Raw genomic sequence first — 16,844 nt, forward strand, 5'->3', positions numbered from 1 at the left:
CGGAACCCGGAGCGGAAGAGCGAGAATATCTCTCCCACCCCGGGGCGTTCCTGGATCAGTTGATGGTGACCCAGGCTCCGAACGACCCTCCCGCGGTGGATTGGCTGCTACCCGTCACGCCCCCATTGCCGGAGTTCCCGTAGAGGGCGATCATCCCGCTCGGGGTCTGCTTGGCGGTCACAGCAGTTGCGACGTTGGCCCCCGATCCGATGTTCGACCATCCGGCCGGCGCGGTCTGGCCGGGCGTGAGCACGGTTCCCCAAACGCTGCTGTCCGCGGCGCGAGTGTAGAGCGCCACAGTTCCATCTGAAAGCGGAACCAAGGCAGCTGCGGTGAGCAGAGAGGTGCCACCCGACCCGTAGTTCACCCACGAGCCGAAGCTCTGCCCCGGCGCCGGCTGCGTCACGCCAGCGAGTGTTCCACCGGCGGTGTCGAAAATACTGATCCGGCCGTCGGAACCGAGAGAGACCGTCGGCTCGTTGGCGATGCCGCCGCCGTTCGTTCCGATCGCGGTCCATGTCTGGAATGTTCCGCCAGCAACGGTCTGCCCACTTCCGTAGATCATGTTCGTCGCGCTGCTGTGGGCGTAGATCACGATCCGTCCGTCGGCGAGCTGGATCACCGACGGCCGAAGGTCCAGGCCGACCGGCGAGCTGCCGATGGTCTGCCAGCCGCCGAAACCGCCACCGACCGAGGTCTGAGCGACACCCGAAACGGTCTGCGCGGACGTCGTCGCGTAGATCGCGATGATGCCGGATTGCAACTGGATCGCTGCAGGGTCGCTGACGATGCCGCCCCCATTGGCGCCGATCGGCTGCCAGCCGGAGAAGGCTCCGCCCACCGAAGACTGGCCCGCACCGACGATCGTGCCTGCGGTCGTGCGGGCGTAGGCGACGATGAGCCCGGAGGCCGTTCGGACAACCGACGGTCGACCGGTGAGGGTGCCGTTCGCGCCTCCGATGAGCTGCCATCCACCGAAGCTTCCTCCGGCTGACTGTTGCGTGTCCCCCCACAGGTTGCCGTCGCCTCGGATCGTGTAGAGAACGAGCTGACCGCTGGGAAGTAGAAGCGAGGTCACTCCGTAGGCAACGGTCCCCATACCTCCGTTGCCAGGGTCGCCGACTCCGTTCAAGGAGTCATAGCCCGCATACAGCGGATACGCATAGCCGATCACCTGTCCCCACGGCGACGCGAACTGGGTCACTTCGGATTGGTCCCACTGCGAGTCGGAAAGGCCGAGCCGCGAGTATCCGGTGTTCCCCTCGATGGTCTGCGCAGTCCCACCGCTGACACCGGCAACGAGCCCGACATGGCCGCTGTAGATGATGAGGGCTCCCGCTCTGGGTTGCGCGCCGCTCGCGACAGTCTGGTACCGCCCCTGCGATTGATACCAGCTGACGATCGTCCCTGAAGTCTGTCCGGATGTGCCGACCGTCGTGAGCAGGGGCATGGCGTTGTTGTGCAGCAGCGCCGAAACCCACCAGCCGCACCAGTCACCGGAGTAGCCCTGGTAGTCGGAGGTCGTCGGCACCCAACTCTGGGTCTTGACTTGGGCCAACGTCATGTTGACGGTGGACTCCGCCTCTGAAACGACGGTGTTGAGCGAATCGGTGCTTGCAGCCAGCGCCGGAGCTTGTGCTCCGACCAGGCCAGCGGCCGGAATCAACAACAATGTGGCTAGAAGCCACCGCAGCCTTCTGGTGCGCGAGCGCGACGAGAAGCCCCCCTGGATACTAATATTCATGCCTCGAGCCTGGTGTGCCTGATTCTTGCCGCATAGTCCCCTAATAGGGTTTCGTTGGGGGTCCCGTCCGTGCTTATCGCTGCGATCGTCGACGAAGTTCGCGTGATTGTGGGCGCATGGGACCCGCCACCCAGTTGATCCCGCAGCGGGCTATCCGCAGCACCGTTGAATGGAGCCGCTCTCAGGCGTCGAACCCGCGTTCCCGGTAGAGGTCGATGCTCTCCCTCAGCGCCTTGAGCACGTACGGGGGGAACTCCATGCCGCTCTGCTCTGCCCAGAGCAGTTGCGCTTCGATCCTGCCGACCTCGCGTGCGTACTTCTCGAGATCGTCGGCGAAGCCGAGCACACTCGCCACACCGCCCATCTGGGCGCGATAGCGGTCCTGGCCGTTCGTGCCGACGAGGTTGTACGTCTTCTCCCTCAGGACACGCGCCAGGTAGAGCTGCCACGGCTTGAGTTCGCCGCTCTGCACGAGCTGGGTCGCGCTCATCCGGTAGAACGCGAAGTGACCCGGCTCCTGCCTGCGGATCGGGCTGATGATCGTCTCGGCGATCGCAGCCTCGCCGAGGTCCAGCATCCCGTCGTAGAGGACGTTGTACGCCAGCACCGCCTGCCGTTCGGTACTCGCGCCGGTCAGGTAGTAGAGCAGCCGCGCGATGTCCTGGATCGACGAGAAGTGCGCGAGGGCGCCCATGATCTTGATCTTGAACGAGACGGCGAGTTCGGGTTGGGCGGCCGGCCGGCCGAGATCCTGCTGCAGGCGGTCGAGGATCAGTCCGTGCTGGATCTCCTGCGGCTGCCACACGTCGGCGTAGAACATGCGGTCGACTTCGTGCACGTCGGGCAGAAGCACGAGCAGCTCGAGCACGTTCCGATCGACTTCGAGCTCCACCCGCGCGAGGTAGTCGATGACGTGGCCGTAGCGTTCGGCGACAGCCCCCGGCGCGCGAACGTCACGGTCGACCGAGTCGAGAGCGATCGGCGGATGCTGCTCCCCGAGCCGCTGGACGTGCTCGAGGATCCTCTGCGGAGAGATGCGATCTGCCATCACGTCCATCATGGACCGACATCGTCGCGATGTCAGGATGGACTGCGCCTGGGCCGTCTCCGCCGCGAGCGCGCTGCGAGAATCGTCAGCCCGGCGGCGCTCAGCGCGAGGGCGATGATCAGCGGGCCCAGGATGTCGCTGCCGGTGGCCGCGATCGCCGACGGGGCGGAGGGCGTCGCGGGCGACGGCGGCGGCCCTGCGATGATGTCGACCTGTGCAGCGGCCGTGTTGTTCGCCGTCACGGTGTCGGGCTCAGTGGGCGTACCGCTGAACGTGAACGGGAGGACATCGCCCGGGGATCCGGTCGCGGTCCCGATGATCTGATAGACCACCTGCTCGCCGGGACCGAGCGTGCCGACGGCGAACGTCAGTCCGCCCACGCCGTCGGGCGGCTTCGGGCGGCCGGGCGGCCACGAGACGGCGACACCGGAGATGCCGGTGAACGCGGGAGGCGACGTCAGGGACGCGACCACTCCGGTCGCCTGACTCGGACCGTTGTTGCGGACGGTGGCGGTGAGCTGGACCTGACCGCCCGACACCGTGGTCTGCGTCGCCGGCGAGAGCGTGACGGCGATGTCGACGGAGGCGGTCGTGCTGCCGCAGGCCGTGGACTGGTTGTCCGTGACGTCCGGGTCGAGCGAGCCGGAGCCCACGAGGGCGGTGTTGCAGAGGTCGGCGCCAGCGGTGTCGGCGTCGACCCCGAACGTGACCAGGATGGAGGCCGACGCGCCGACGGCGAGCGTCCCGAGCGGGCACTGGACGATGGTCTGCGTGTCTCCCGCCCGGAGGTCGTTCGTGGTCGGCGCGGGGCAGGCCGCTCCCCCCTCGATCGTCGCAGAGACATACGTCATCCCGGTCGGGACGTTGTCGGACGCGACGACGTTGTCGGCGATCGACGGGCCGGCGTTGTGCACCGTCAGTCTCCAGGTCGCGGGCTGCCCGGCGACCAGGGGGTTCGGTTCGACCAGTGTCTTGGTGATGCTGGTGTCGGAGACGCGCTGGACGAGCACGGTCTGCGAGGTCGTGTTGTCGGCGAGCGTCGTCTCAGGAGTGTCGTTGCGGACGACCGCGGTGGTCGTGTACGCGCCGGCGGGGGTGTCGCCGGGGATGTGCATGACGACGACGTTCGTGGTGGACGATCCCGGAGGCGAGACGGCGAACTCCGGGAGCACCATGCAGGTGAGCACGTACTGGAAGTTCTGCCACGGCACGCTCGCAGGATCCGCCGGCGGTGGCTGGTTCCAGGTGCAGATGCTGGCCGGGACGTCGAAGCTCACCGGGACGAAGCCAGGCGGGAAGGTCGTCTCGCCGTTGACGTTGACCGCCGTCGACGGGCCGTTGTTGACGAGGTAGCCGGTGTAGGTGACCTCCTGCCCGGCGGCCGGGGTGTCGGTGCTGACCGACGAGGAGATGGCCACGTTGGTGAGCCGCTGCACCGCGACCGTCGCCGTGGCCGTGTTGTTCGTGAGGTCGACGTCATTGGCCAGCGAGCCGACGACGGCCGTGTTGGTGGCGTCGCCGGCCGCGAGGCCGGGGTCGGTGTCGGTGACGATGTGGATGGACACGGTCTGCCCGGCGCCGACCACGCCGACCCGGCAGGCGATCACGTTGGGCGCAGCCGGCAGCCTCGGCTGCACGAGGTTCTCGTTGAAGTCGGCGCCGACGAGCGGCGGTGCGCAGTCCGACTGCGCCGCGTCGAGAGTGAAGCCGTCCGGGAGCTGGTCGGTCACGACGGCGTGGGCGACCCCCGAGGGACCGGCGTTGACGACCGTCAGGGTGTAGCCGATGGAGCCTCCGGCGTTCACGGTGGCCGCGTCTGGCGTCTTGAAGAGCTTCAGGTCGGCGACGTTGACGATGTCCACCTTCGCAGTGCCGCTGACCGAGGTCTGACCGCCGGTCAGCGGTGTCGAGGTCGTCGCGGTCGCAGTGTTCGGCACCTGCTCGGCGAACTGGTCGCCGCCGTTGATCGTCGCGGCGTCGTCGGACAGCACTCCGTTGATCGTGACGATGACCGCGGGAGGAGGCGTGGTCCCCTGCCAGCCGGGGACGGTGCCGAGCTCGCACTCCACGTCGCTCACCACTCCGACGCCGATCTGGATCTCCGGCGTGATCGTGCACAGCCCGCTGCCGGTGGAGGAGACGGCCGTCGCGGTGAAGCCGGGCGGGAGCACATCGGTGAGGAACGCGTTCTCGGCGTCGGAGAACCCGATCGACGGCACGCTCACGGCGATCTGGTAGCCGAAGGTGCTGCCGGCGACGAAGGAGGGGTGGGGCAGCGTCGGATCGACGGGGCTCGCTGCTTCGTCCGGGTTCGGGATCGTGTCGATGGGCGTCTTCGTGACGGTGAGCGCCGTCACCGCCGGTCCGACCACGATCGGCCGGACGAGCTGGTTGTTGGCGAGCGTCGTCTCGGGCGTCGTCGTCGCGACCTGCACCGTGTCCGGATACGAGCCGGGCGCCGCACTCGCCGAGACCTGGATGTCATAGTCGATCGTCACGCTCTGACCGGGCAGCAGGCTGGAGCCGAACGCGCCGTTCTCGATCGTGCAGGAGGCCTCCCTGCCGGTGTTGACGCAGTTCGACGGCTGGGTGCCGGTGTTCGTGACGAAGGCGTCGACGGTGCGGGTGGCGAGGTAGGTGACGTCCGTCGCGGTCGACGGGCCGTTGTTGGTCAGCACGACGTGGACGTGTCGCAGGGTGCCGGGCCCGCTCGCGGCGGGGTCGACGGGATCGACGGTGAAGGCGGTCACGGCGACGTCGGCGAGCGGCTGGACGGTGCTGGTGGCGGTCGAGGTGTTGTTGGAGGGGTTGTTGTCGGGGTTGTTGACCGGGTCGCCGCTCTGCACCGTGGCCGTGTTCGTCAGGCTCGATCCCGCAGCGAGGCTCGCGTCGAGCGAGACGAGGACCTGGACGGTGACCGACTGGCCCGCGTCGAGGTCGGGCGAGACCCCGCCGGTCCCGGTGAGCTGGCAGCGCAGAGCCTGGCCCGCCGTGGTGCAGGCGACGCCCTGGCCCTGGCCCGCGGTGACGCTGGCGCTCAGGAAGGTCGTGCCTTGCGGGAGCGTATCGAGGATCACCGGAGCGATCGCAGCCAGGTTCTCGGCGACGTTCGTCGGGTCGTTGTTGTTCGTGATGACGAATGTGTACGGCACCGGAGGGACCGGCGCGCCCGCCGGGACGCCGGTCCCCGCACCCGGTGTCACGGTGGCCGGCGCGCTCTTCGCGAGGGAGAGGTCGACGGAGGGGAGGCCGCTCAGCGTCCAGCTCGCGCTGTTGTTTCCGGGATCGGTGTCGCCCGCTGCGCTGATGCTCGCCGTCTCCACCACGTCCGGGCCTCCGGCGAGTACCTGCTGCGCCGTCATGCTCACCGTGATCACCGCCGTGCCGCCGGGCAGGATCGGGCCGGGGACGACGCAGGTGAACCCGGTCGCCGTCGTGGTCGCCGCGCATCCCGTGATCGAGTCGAGCACGAGCTGCGGCGGGAGGGCGTCGTCCACGGCGACGTCGGTCGCGGCCGACGGTCCGGCGTTGCTGATCGTGATCGTGTAGACGACGGGCGCAGGCGCCTGAGCGGGAAGCGTCGTGCGGTTGGCGGTCTTCGCGACCGACAGGTCGTAGGAGGCGGTGACCGTCGTGGAGGCGGTCGCACTGTTGTTGGAGAGGTCGGGGTCGGGCGTCGAGCCCGCGATCGTGGCGGTGTTGGCCAGTGTGCCGGTGGTCAGCGCGGACACGGTGCCGGTCAGCGTGATCGTGCCTGCTGCGCCGGGCTGCAGGGAGCCGTCACCGGCAACCCCGGCGGACAGGAGCGTGCCGAGGTCGCAGCTCAGGCTCGCTGCGGTCACGGTGCAGGTGCCGCGGGTCGTGGAGGCCGAGGTCAGGGTGACGCCGGCCGGCGCGGTGTCCGCGACCGTGACCCCCGCCGCGTCGGACGGACCCCAGTTCGTTGCGTTCAGTGTCCAGGTGATGGTCTGACCCGCGACGACCTGCGCCGGCCCCGTCTTCGCCATCCGGACGTCGGCCGCCGGCGCGCTCGTGGCGACCGTCGCGTGGACCGTGTTGTTCGTGGTCACCGGGTCGGGCGTGCTCGAGGCGACGGTGGCCGTGTTCCCGACGACGGTCCCCTGGGCGAGCCCGGTGGCCAGCACGGTGTCGAGCGGGATCGTGACGGTCGCGCCGGCCGCGAGCGTGGGGATCGTGCAGCGTGCGGAGCCGCTGGGCTGCACGACGCAGCTCGTCCCGCCCTCGGTGCCGGTGATCGTCGCCTGCGTCGGGTCGTCGAGGACATCGTCGACGGTGACGTTCTGCGCGTCGGACGGCCCCTGGTTCGTGACCACCAGCGTCCAGACCACGCGGGCGCCCGGCACGGCGGGCGACGGGCTGGGCGACTTCGCGATGGCGAGGTCCGCCTGGCGGGCGAGCGAGACGGTGTCGCCCGACACGTTGTTGCCCGGGACCGGGTCGAAGGAGGTCGTGCTCACCGAGGCGACGTTGCTGAGGCTCGTCGCCGTCGACGCCGAGTCCACCGTGCCGGTCAGGGTGATCGCGAGGACCGCGCCGTTCGGGACGTCGCCGAGGGAGCACGTGACCGTCCCGTTCGCGGTCGCACACGATCCCTGCGGGGTGGTGGCGGTGACCCCGTTCCAGCCGGCGGGGATCGGGTCGGTCACCGTGACGGCGGCAGCGGTGTTGGGGCCGTTGTTGCGGACGGTCAGCGTCGCCGTCACGGTCGAGCCGGCGAGCGCGGGATCCGGCGACAGCGTCTTGGTGATCCCGACGTCGGCCTGCTGGAGGACCGCGATGCTCGCGACGTTGGACGTGTAGGTCGCCGCCGTTCCGGTGGTCTCGGTGCGGTAGTCGAGCGTGGCGAGGTTCGCCACCGTCGTGCCTCCAGCGGCGCCGTCGAGGGTCACCTGGAACGTGTACGACTGGCGCGAGGTGCCGTCGTCGGTGCACCCCGTCCCCGAGCACGCCATCCTGCCGCCCGTGGTCGCGTTCGCGCCCGCGCCGAGGCGCACCGTCACCGTGCGCCCGGCTATCTCGCCGCGGTCGTCGCCCGGCGAGTCCGTGAGCGGCGTGGTCGCGCCCGTGACCGGGTTCACCAGGGCGAGCGAGCCCGGCACGTAGGTGGTGTTCGCCGGGAGGGTGTCGTGCGAGACCGCGCCGAGCGCGGCATCCTGCCCGGTATTGGCGTAGTTGACGGTGTACTGGAGCGTGTCACCGGGGCGCGCGGGATTGTTGCCGTTGACATCCACGACGGACTTGGCCGACGCGGTGAAGTCGGGCGCATACAGGTTGATGGCGAGTCCGACGACGCCCGGATAGTAGACGTCGCCGTTGGATGAGAAGGTGAAGGTCGCACTCGTGGCGCTGTTCGGGATCGCACCGGACGCCCCGAGGTTCTTGATGTCGTACCCGAGCATGTTCTGATACGCGGGGGTCCGCGACGTGACGGACGTGCCGAAGAGGTCGTTGGTGGAGTTGAAGAAGTTGGAGCCGGGCGAGAGCGGCGTCGCGAGCTGCGTGCTGTTGAGCAGCGTGTAGTCGCCGGTCAGCGACAGGTCGCCCTCGTATGCCACCATCGTGAGCTGAGCGTCCACCGTCCCCGATTTCGGCGCGAGGAACCCGGACACCGTCACGGACTGCGGATTGCCCTGCCCGACCACATTGAACCCGTCGAACACCGTCAGGTTGCGCAGTGGCAGGCCCGGCGCGGAGTAGACGACGGTCAACGCCCACCCGGCGTACCGATCCACACCCGTCGCAGCAGTGACGTTCGCTCCCCAGTACACGCCGTTGCCGGTCGACCGCACGATGGACGTCACGTCCGCGAAGCGCTGGTACGCGTTGTAACTCGAGCTGTTCGGGCCGAACTGGTCACGCGCCGCGGTGGAGGCCGTGACCGTCCGGTACGCCGCGTCGCCCGGGGCGCGGAAGGACATCGTGCCGATGTTCGCCGCGTTGCCTGCGCTCCCGTTCGTACCGGCGTCGAGGCGCGCACCCCAGTAGAGCCCCGCCCACAGCACGCTCGCCCCGGCCGGCAGCGCGAGCTGCGAGGACGAGGAGTTGAAGGTGCCTGCGACATTGTCCGCATCGAGGTTGACCATGTTGAAGTTGTTGTTGTCCTGCGCGGCCCCGTTCTGCGCGCTGGTGCACGCACTCGACGCCGGACAGGTCAGCAGCCCGTTGCCGATCGAGATCATCGCCCCGTTGGCGTTGACCGAGAACTTCGACGTGAACGGAACGGTGGCGGCGGCCTGCGCCGGGCCGTCGGGCAGTACGGCGACCACCGCGATCGCGGTGGTGGCGAGCAGAATCGCGCACAGCGAAGCGAGCCATCGCCGTGGGGATTCGTGTCTCATGACGCCCCCTGCACGGGGGCATGCTAAGCCTGGGGGCCTGCTGGTGGGTACCACCGGCGAGTTCGCAGAGTGCTCGGCGCTCCGTCGGCCTGGCGCCCGGTGTCAGCGGTCGACGGCCTCGAAGACCGGCGGTGTGTAGTCGCCGTTCTGGATGGCTGCGCTCGGCCCGTAGAGGCGCAGGATCACGTAGGAGTCCTTCTCGGGGATGGGCAGGAAGTGCGCGTCGGCGGCGTGCGCGTCGACGTCCGCGCTGAGGAGGAGCGAGTAGGTCCCGTCGTCGTCGGGCGTGAGGGTGCGGTCGCCGCGGCTGTGGCGGTTGATGCTGTTGTGCGCCATCAGCCGGTCGTCGTCGCCGTAGACGGTGAACGACCAGAACTCGGACACGTCGGGAGCGGTGAAGCGCGCCCGGTACTCGCGGCCTCCGGAGCCGTTGATCGGGCGGCCGTCGGAGCCGGTCTCGACCTTGACGTAGACCGACTCGACCGGCGGGAGGCCCCACTGGCCCAGCATGGTTCCGATGTCGAACACGTCGCGGGGCGCGTTCTGGAGCTCGTCCCGAGTGCCGAGGGCGCCCTTGGAGCTCGTGACCGTGGGAGCCAACTCATTCAGGTGCTCGGTTGCCAGCCGTTCACCGCGAGCCGCCGCCTCGAGCTGGTCCTCGGTGAAGTCGGTCCGGCCGGGCTCGACGCCCGCCTCCGCCAGGCCGTCGAGCCAGGCTGCGTCCGCGTCGGCCATGGAACCGTCCGCCAAGAGGAAATTCACCCGATGGAGCCACGTGCTCGTCGCGGGGTCGGGGAAGTCGCGCACGACGGGATCGGGAGCCGGAGCTCCGCGAGACTCGGACAGTGTCCGGAGCTCCCACTGATCCTGGAGCGCGCGGGCGGCCTCCAGGTCGTCGCCTCCCGTGGTCATGATCCGGCCCATCACCTTGATCAGGTTCGAGTCGGAGCGGATGACCTCGTCGATCCCCTCCGGCACGTCCCCGGCCCAGTCGCGCGCAGCGAACAGGAACGTCCCGCCCTTCGCGCCGCGGGTGCGGGAGCCGATCATCGCGGTCGTGTAATGGCCCATGTCCATGGTGTGCAGGATCCAGTACCGGTCGCCATCCACGTCGGGCACCGTCACCACGACCGGCTCGGCGGCGACGTCGAACCAGCCTTGCAGGTGCAGGGTGTCGTTGTTGATCGTCGGATGCGCCGTGTACGTGTCGTCGGCGAGGTCGCGCAGCTTCTGGAACTCGTTCAGGCGCACACCGGGCTCGATCGTCGTCTCGAAGAGGAACCCGTACGCCTTGTCCATCGAGTACGCGTACAGGTACGCATCCCGGGCCAGCTCATCCGAGATCGCCATTCGTCACTCCTCACCCTTGACGACGACCGGCGGCCGCCATTCACCCGACAGCACCTCCGGCTTCGGCCAGTAGGTGCGGATGGTCAGCTCGAACTCGCCCTCCGGAGCCGGGAGCCAGTTCGACTGGAGTTCGGCGGCGGGAGGCTCGTGCTGGATGGTGAGCGTGAGCGACCCGTCGTCTCCGTAGTGGAGGTTCGGCGTCTTGGTGCCGAGGGAGTAGCGGCCGAGGTCGTTGGGCTCGAAGAAGTGCTGCGGGTTGTACATGGTCAGGGACCAGAATCCGTCGACCGGCGGCACACCGCCGGCCGGGAAGGTGATCGTGTAGCGGTTCGAGCCGTGCAGCCGGTTCCCGTCGCTGTCGACCTCGACGAAGAAGTAGCGGGTCTCCTCCGGCTGGTTGACGTACATGTTGGACTTCGCGGTCGCCGCCCGGGTGAGATAGTCGAAGCCCCACCTCGCCACGTTCGGCGGCGAGTTCCAGCCGCGGTCGTCGCGCGGGCCGTTCGTGGCGAAGTCGAACAGCGCCGCGATCACCTCCGCGTCCGTCTCGATCGCGGCCTGCCGGATCGCGGCGGCGACCTCCGGGTCGGCGGCCGCCGCGGCGAAGAGCGCGTGCATCATCGCGTAGCGGGACTCCTCCCCGGGCAACGGCGGCACCTTCGCCAGGATGTCCGGGAGCTCGTCGAAGAACGTCTCCGGATCCACCCAGCGCGTCTCCTCGGTGGTGGGCCGGTCGGACGGGAAGTGCGGAACGGCCGTCCAATCCTTCGACCGCGTCCCGCCGATGTACGCGCTCAGCGGGTAGACGACGACGCCGCTGAGGAGCTCCTGGACGGCGGCGCGGTCGTCGTCGGTGTCGTCCACGAAGAGCCGGGGACCCATCCCCACGAGCTCGGTCGGCGCCCGCAGCACTCCGCTGATGCCGTCCGGGATGTCGCCGTCCCAGTGCGGGCCGACCACCAGGTAATCGCCCGGTTGCGTGCCGTATTGCCGGCCGAGCCGGGAGAACTCGTCGGTGCGGGCGTCGTAGAGCGAGTAGACCCAGAACCGGTCGCCGAAGTCGGGCACCTGCAGCACCACGGGGTCGTCGTCGGTGGCGGCGAAGCCGAACCCGTAGAGCACGTCCTGGTTGGGGTGCGCCACCCACCGCTGCGCGGGGTCGATGTAGGCCGTCAGCATGCAGACGTACCCGGTCGGGGCGGCCGGCAGCACGCCGCCGATCAGCCCGGGCTCCGGGGCGACGGCGAACGACGCCCGTCGATGGAACGCGTTGACGATCGGCCAGCCCCACACATAGACGTCGCGGGCCAGCGCTTTCGCGAACACCGGCGTGACGATGGTCCTCGCCGGGACGCCCGGGATGTCGGCGGCGGCGACCGCAGCAGGATTCTGAAACTCCATGAGCCCTCCCCTCGATGGGGAGCCGCACCCCCCCGGCGTCACCCACCCTGCCACTCCGCGTGGGCGCACCGGAAAACCCGGCGTGACGGTCACCCGGACCGCGGGAGCTCCGTCACCGTCGCCGCGGGCGTCTGCCGCAGCTCCAGCAGCGGACAGCTGAACGGGTCCTTGTCCCCGAGGCCGACGCTGTTGATATGCCGGGTCACGATCGCGTAGGAGGCCAGCAGGCCGGTCTCCGTGTACGGGACGTCGTGCTCGATGCAATATGCGCGGATCGTGGGCGCGGCACGTCTCAGGTGCGGGCGCGGCATCGACGGGAACAGGTGGTGCTCGATCTGGTAGTTGAGGCCGCCCATCATGAAGTCCAGCATCCGGTTGCCGCGGATGTTGCGGCTCATCAGCACCTGCCTGCGCAGGAAGTCGAGCCGGGCGTCGTGGGGCACCAGCGGCATCCCCTTGTGGTTCGGGGCGAACGACATCCCCATGTAGAAGCCGAACAGACCGAGCTGGATGGCCAGGAAGACGGCCGCCTTGTCGGGAGAGAGGACCCACAGCACCAGGGCCAGGTAGCCGACGATCCGGATGGTGAGGAACGCGATCTCCACCGGACGGTGTTTGACCGGCTCCCGTTGGAAGACCCGTCGCACGCTGGAGGCGTGCAGCGACAGCCCCTCCAGCAGCAGGATCGGGAAGAAGAACCAGCCCTGGTGGCCGAGGAGCCAGCGCAGCGGGGCCGGACGGGTCGCCACCTGCCCGGGGGTGACCGCGATCACGGGGAGCTCGATGTCCGGGTCGGCGCCCACCTGGTTCGGGTTGGCGTGATGACGCGTGTGCTTGTGCTGCCACCAGCCGTAGCTCATCCCGACGAACAGGTCGCCGACGACCAGGCTCACCCAGTCGTTCCAGCGGCCGGAGCGGAATATCTGGCGGTGCGCGCTGTCGTGGCCGAGGAAGGCGATCTGCGTGAACAGGAACGCGAAGAGCACCGCGGTGAACAGCTGCCACCAGCTGTCGCCGACCAGGACGAAGCCGAGCACCAGCGCGCCGGTGAGCACCGGGACGAGGGCGATCTTCGTCCAGTAGTAGCCGTAGCGCCGCCGGAGCAGGCCGGACTCCCGGATCACTGCCGCCAGTGCTGTGTACTCGTTGGCGGCCGGCAGGGCTTTCGGTCGGCTCTGTGCGGCCGGTCGAATTCGGGAGACCTCGGACATCGTCACGCCCACTCACGCTCATGACGTCAAGGTCCAGGACGACGTACTTTCAGCGTACGCGCGAGCAGCATGAACGCCACAGTGGGTTCCGCTGAGGATGTACTGTGTGAGTGAACGCAGTCCTGGACCCAGGCCGCATCGCGAAACCGGGCATGCGCAGGCGAAAGGGCTGGTTAGACATGGTTTTCAACCGATCTGCATCGCCGACGCTGTGCCAGCCCTTCCTGGAGTCGCTGCCCGTCGCGCGCGCTGCGATCTCCACGCTGCAGGACCCGTTCGATGTCGAGACCGTGTGCGCGACCGACGCTCTCGCGGCCCGCCTCGACGAGCTCCAGATCGACCTGGGCGAAGGCCCGTGCTGGCAGGCGCTGAGCACGCGCTCCCCGGTCCTCATTACCGTGGAGCGCGCGTCGAGTTCTGCGTGGCCGAGCCTGTCCAGCGCGATCGCCGCGTCCGGGATCCATTCGGTGTTCGCCTTCCCGCTCATCGTCGGCGCGCTCGGGATCGGCGCGGTCGACCTGTACTTGGAGACCCCGGAACCGCTCACCCCCGCCGACATCGGCCACGCCGAGACACTGGCCGGGATCGCGGCCATGCAGGTCCTCAATCAGGCCATGGAACGTCGACCTGGCGAGGACGGCGGTACCTTCACCGAGAGCCCCTACTCCCGCCGCGAAGTCCATCAGGCCACCGGCATGGTCGTCGCGCAGGCGAAGGTCAGCCCCGCCGACGCCCTCCTGCTCATCCGCGCTCGCGCCTTCGCCGAGGGCCTCCCGGTGCGCGAGATCGCCGCGCAGATCATCGATCGAAGGATTTCCTTCCAGCTCTGACCCACGGTTGTAAATTGGGAGAATGGCGAGCACTTCGGGCAGAGAACGACAGCTTCTCCAGACGTTCGTCGAACTGGCGGACACACTGGTGATCGGCTACGACGTGGTCGAACTCCTCCACACCCTGGTCGAGCGCTGCGCCCTGATCCTCGATGCGACCGACGCCGGGATCCTCCTCCCGGACCCGACCGGGACGCTTCAGGTGGTCGCGTCGACGAGCGAACGGAGCCAGCTCATCAGCCTGCTCCAGCTCCAAGCCGACGAAGGCCCCTGCGTCGACGCGTACCAGACCGGTCGGCTGGTGACCGTGGACGACATCGCCGCCTCCTACGCCCGGTGGCCGCACTTCGCCACCGAAGCCTCCGGCGTGGGCTATCAGTCCATGCACGCCATCCCGCTCCGGCTGCGCAACGAGACCATCGGGTCGCTGAACCTGTTCCGGGACCAGGCCGGCCCGCTCTCCCCCGACGACGCCGCCGCCGCACAAGCGCTGGCCGATGTCGCCACCATCGGCATCCTCCAGGAGCGGGCGCTCCGCCAGTCCGATATCGCCCGCGAGCAGCTTCAGCACGCGCTGGACAGTCGCGTGCTGATCGAGCAGGCCAAAGGCGTGCTCTCGCAACTCGAGGGGATCGACTTCGCGGAGGCGTTCGAGCAGATGCGCTCGCGGGCCCGCAACTCGGGCACCCGGCTCTCGGTCGTCGCGGAGCAGGTCATCCGCGACGCCCAAAAGCGCTGAGACGCAAAGGCGCTGAAATGCAGCGGCGCTGAGTCGGCGCGTATTTCGGCGGATTGTGGTCGACCGGGTGCGGACATCGCTCTCTGCGCGTACCGTCGCGAGTGCGATCACCCCTCGTGACCGCGCGAGCGGAGGCAGGGCCGCTGTGACGTACCTCGTGCACATCCACAACCGACGATTCGCCATCGCGGACGACGACCTCCAAGGATTCAAGGAGGCGGTCCTCGACGCTGTCCGTCGCGGCGGTGACTTCCTTCCCCTCGGCACCCACCTCCCCGAGCCGGAGAGCATCCTGGTGACGGCGTTCACCCCGGTGACGATCGAGAGACTTCCCGGTCCGGACGACGATGAGGCCGCAAACACCGGCGCCACCGAGGATTACGCGTTCATCGACTTCGACGAGGGGATCTGACGGCGAGCCGCGGGACTCAGCTCTCGACAGGCTGCAGCGCGGGAGCTACCGGCTGCACGGGCTCGAGACCCTCCTCGCTGGGCTCCTCCGTCACATGCAGCCCGGACTGGCTCCTCGCCACCCGCAGCATCTCCTCTATCCACGCCCCGTTGAGCCGCGGCGCGCGACTCCCGAGGAACTGGAACCGCAGCTCGCTCGTGGGAGTGATCCAGATCGTCTCCCGACCCGACCCGTCGCTCATCGGGTGGGCGAAGGTGAAGGCGACGCTCTGCCCGTTCCGCAGCAGCGTCAGAATCACGACTTTCACATGCGCCAGCGTTCGATCCTCGATGCTGATCGTGAAATCGGATTATCCGTAGTGAAGAAATCCCATGATCCCTGTCCTCACGTTCAACCGGATGGTGTGCGGGAGGTCTCTGCCTCGAGCGTTCGGTGACCGGGTCCAGGGTCAAGAACGAGAATACTGCGGGCGCGCGCCGCGCGCCACGGCTCTGGGCGCGACCCCGTTGCCGCCCTGTGGGAGCGGGTGGTAGACCGACACCTGTCGCAGGGCGAGGGGCTCTGGCGACCTGGGGGTGGGTCATGACCGAGAACGAACCGGCGCGCGCCGAAGGGGCGTCCGTGCCGCAGACTCAGGCACCGTCGCCGACGCGGCGGAGACGGCGTGGCTGGATCGGGGCCGTGATCGCCGTGGTGGTCGCGCTGATCGTCGGCGCCCTGCTCGGCTGGGGAGTCGGACGCTCCTCCGCGACGCAGACGGCCTCCTCCACCTCGACCGGTGCAGCGACGAGCCAGCAGGTGAGCGCGTGCGACGCCATCACCGTCTCGAACGAGGTGCTGCCGGCGATCGTCACGGTCTCCGCGGTCGGCTCGGCGGGAGGTGGTACGGGCACCGGCGAGATCATCACCCCGGACGGCTACATCGTCACCAACAACCATGTGATCTCCGGTGCCGTGGGCGGCGGGAAGATCTCCGTGACGACCTCCGGCGGGGCGAACGCTGCGGCCGAGCTGGTCGGCCGTGACCCCCGCTCGGACCTCGCGGTGCTGAAGGTGACGGCGTCGTCGTCGCTGCCGACCGTGCCGTGGGGCAATTCGGCGAACGTGGTCGTCGGTCAGCCGGTCGTGGCGCTCGGCGCTCCGCTCGGCCTGTCCGGTACGGTCACCTCGGGCATCGTCAGCGCGCTGGGCCGGACCGTGCCGGTGCCCGGCGACGACGGCCAGACCGCGATCCTCGCCAACTCCATCCAGACCGACGCCTCGATCAACCCCGGCAACTCGGGGGGCGCGCTCGTGGACTGCTCGGGCGACCTGATCGGCATCAACTCGGCCATCGCGACGGTCCCGAACTCCGCGGGCCAGTCCGGCGGCGGCAGCGTCGGCATCGGCTTCGCGATCCCGTCCGACTTCGCGCACAGCATCGTGGACCAGATCATCAAGACCGGGAGCGTCACCTACCCCTACTTCGGGATCTCGGTGGTGCCCGTCCCGCCCGCAGCCGCCTCCAAGCTGAAGGTCGCCGAGGGCCTGTACGTGGCCTCGGTCGTCAGCGGCGGCCCCGCGGCGCAGGCCGGCCTCCAGGAGGGCGACGTCATCACCGAGATCGGCGGCAAGCCCGCGACGGACACGGATGTCCTGATCCAGACCGTGATGACCACGCAGGCCGGGCAGACGGTGGACGTCACGTACGTACGCGACGGACAGACGGCGAAGACGACGGTGACGCTGGAGATGCCGCCCGGATGAGGCC

Annotated in this window: 11 protein-coding genes; 4 read left to right on the forward strand and 7 right to left on the reverse strand. The window is 68.9% G+C overall.

All coding sequences use genetic code 11. The annotated features are described in order from the left end of the window. Positions 1-55: 55 nt before the first annotated feature. The 6 genes from ABH923_RS08060 to ABH923_RS08085 all read right to left on the reverse strand — a co-directional run bounded on the left by ABH923_RS08060 (position 56) and on the right by ABH923_RS08085 (position 13,113). Positions 56-1,744, reverse strand: a complete 1,689-nt coding sequence (locus ABH923_RS08060) for a CHAP domain-containing protein (RefSeq protein WP_370054829.1) — start codon at positions 1,742-1,744, stop codon at positions 56-58. A 181-nt stretch (positions 1,745-1,925) separates the two neighbouring features. Continuing rightward, entirely contained in the window at positions 1,926-2,792 is an 867-nt protein-coding gene (locus ABH923_RS08065) for a GTP-binding protein LepA (protein ID WP_370054830.1), read from the reverse strand. 32 nt (positions 2,793-2,824) lie between these two features. Beyond that, a complete protein-coding gene (locus ABH923_RS08070) occupies positions 2,825-9,151 on the reverse strand; it encodes a hypothetical protein (protein WP_370054832.1) in 6,327 nt (2,108 codons plus the stop codon). A 102-nt stretch (positions 9,152-9,253) separates the two neighbouring features. After that, complete coding sequence (locus tag ABH923_RS08075) at positions 9,254-10,501, reverse strand: DUF1254 domain-containing protein (protein ID WP_370054833.1); 1,248 nt, start codon at positions 10,499-10,501, stop codon at positions 9,254-9,256. 3 nt (positions 10,502-10,504) lie between these two features. Next, on the reverse strand, positions 10,505-11,902 hold the full coding sequence (locus tag ABH923_RS08080) for a DUF1254 domain-containing protein (RefSeq protein WP_370054835.1): 1,398 nt from the start codon (positions 11,900-11,902) through the stop codon (positions 10,505-10,507). Positions 11,903-11,991: 89 nt separating this feature from the next. After that, a complete protein-coding gene (locus ABH923_RS08085; protein ID WP_370057319.1) occupies positions 11,992-13,113 on the reverse strand; it encodes a fatty acid desaturase in 1,122 nt (373 codons plus the stop codon). A gap of 110 nt (positions 13,114-13,223) precedes the next feature. Between ABH923_RS08085 and ABH923_RS08090 the strand changes: the two genes are divergently transcribed. The 3 genes from ABH923_RS08090 (at position 13,224) to ABH923_RS08100 (ending at position 15,094) form a co-directional block, all read left to right on the forward strand. After that, entirely contained in the window at positions 13,224-13,943 is a 720-nt protein-coding gene (locus tag ABH923_RS08090) for a GAF and ANTAR domain-containing protein (protein ID WP_370054836.1), read from the forward strand. Positions 13,944-13,965: 22 nt separating this feature from the next. Further along, positions 13,966-14,682: a GAF and ANTAR domain-containing protein gene (locus ABH923_RS08095; protein ID WP_370054837.1), complete on the forward strand. Its 717-nt coding sequence runs from the start codon at positions 13,966-13,968 to the stop codon at positions 14,680-14,682. 145 nt (positions 14,683-14,827) lie between these two features. Beyond that, positions 14,828-15,094 carry a hypothetical protein gene (locus tag ABH923_RS08100; RefSeq protein ID WP_370054839.1) on the forward strand — a complete coding sequence of 89 codons (267 nt, stop codon included), beginning with the start codon at positions 14,828-14,830 and terminating at the stop codon, positions 15,092-15,094. Positions 15,095-15,110: 16 nt separating this feature from the next. Here the strand turns inward: ABH923_RS08100 and ABH923_RS08105 are convergent, their stop codons facing one another. Then, positions 15,111-15,401 (reverse strand): ATP-dependent DNA ligase, encoded by a 291-nt coding sequence (locus ABH923_RS08105; protein WP_370054840.1) that lies wholly within the window; start codon positions 15,399-15,401, stop codon positions 15,111-15,113. Positions 15,402-15,676: 275 nt separating this feature from the next. Here ABH923_RS08105 and ABH923_RS08110 point away from each other — a divergent pair, with 275 nt between their 5' ends. After that, on the forward strand, positions 15,677-16,840 hold the full coding sequence (locus ABH923_RS08110) for a S1C family serine protease (RefSeq protein ID WP_370054841.1): 1,164 nt from the start codon (positions 15,677-15,679) through the stop codon (positions 16,838-16,840). The last annotated feature ends 4 nt before the right edge of the window (positions 16,841-16,844 follow it).

It is taken from the genome of Leifsonia sp. EB41 (genome assembly GCF_041262565.1).
Taxonomy (GTDB): Bacteria; Actinomycetota; Actinomycetes; order Actinomycetales; family Microbacteriaceae; genus Leifsonia.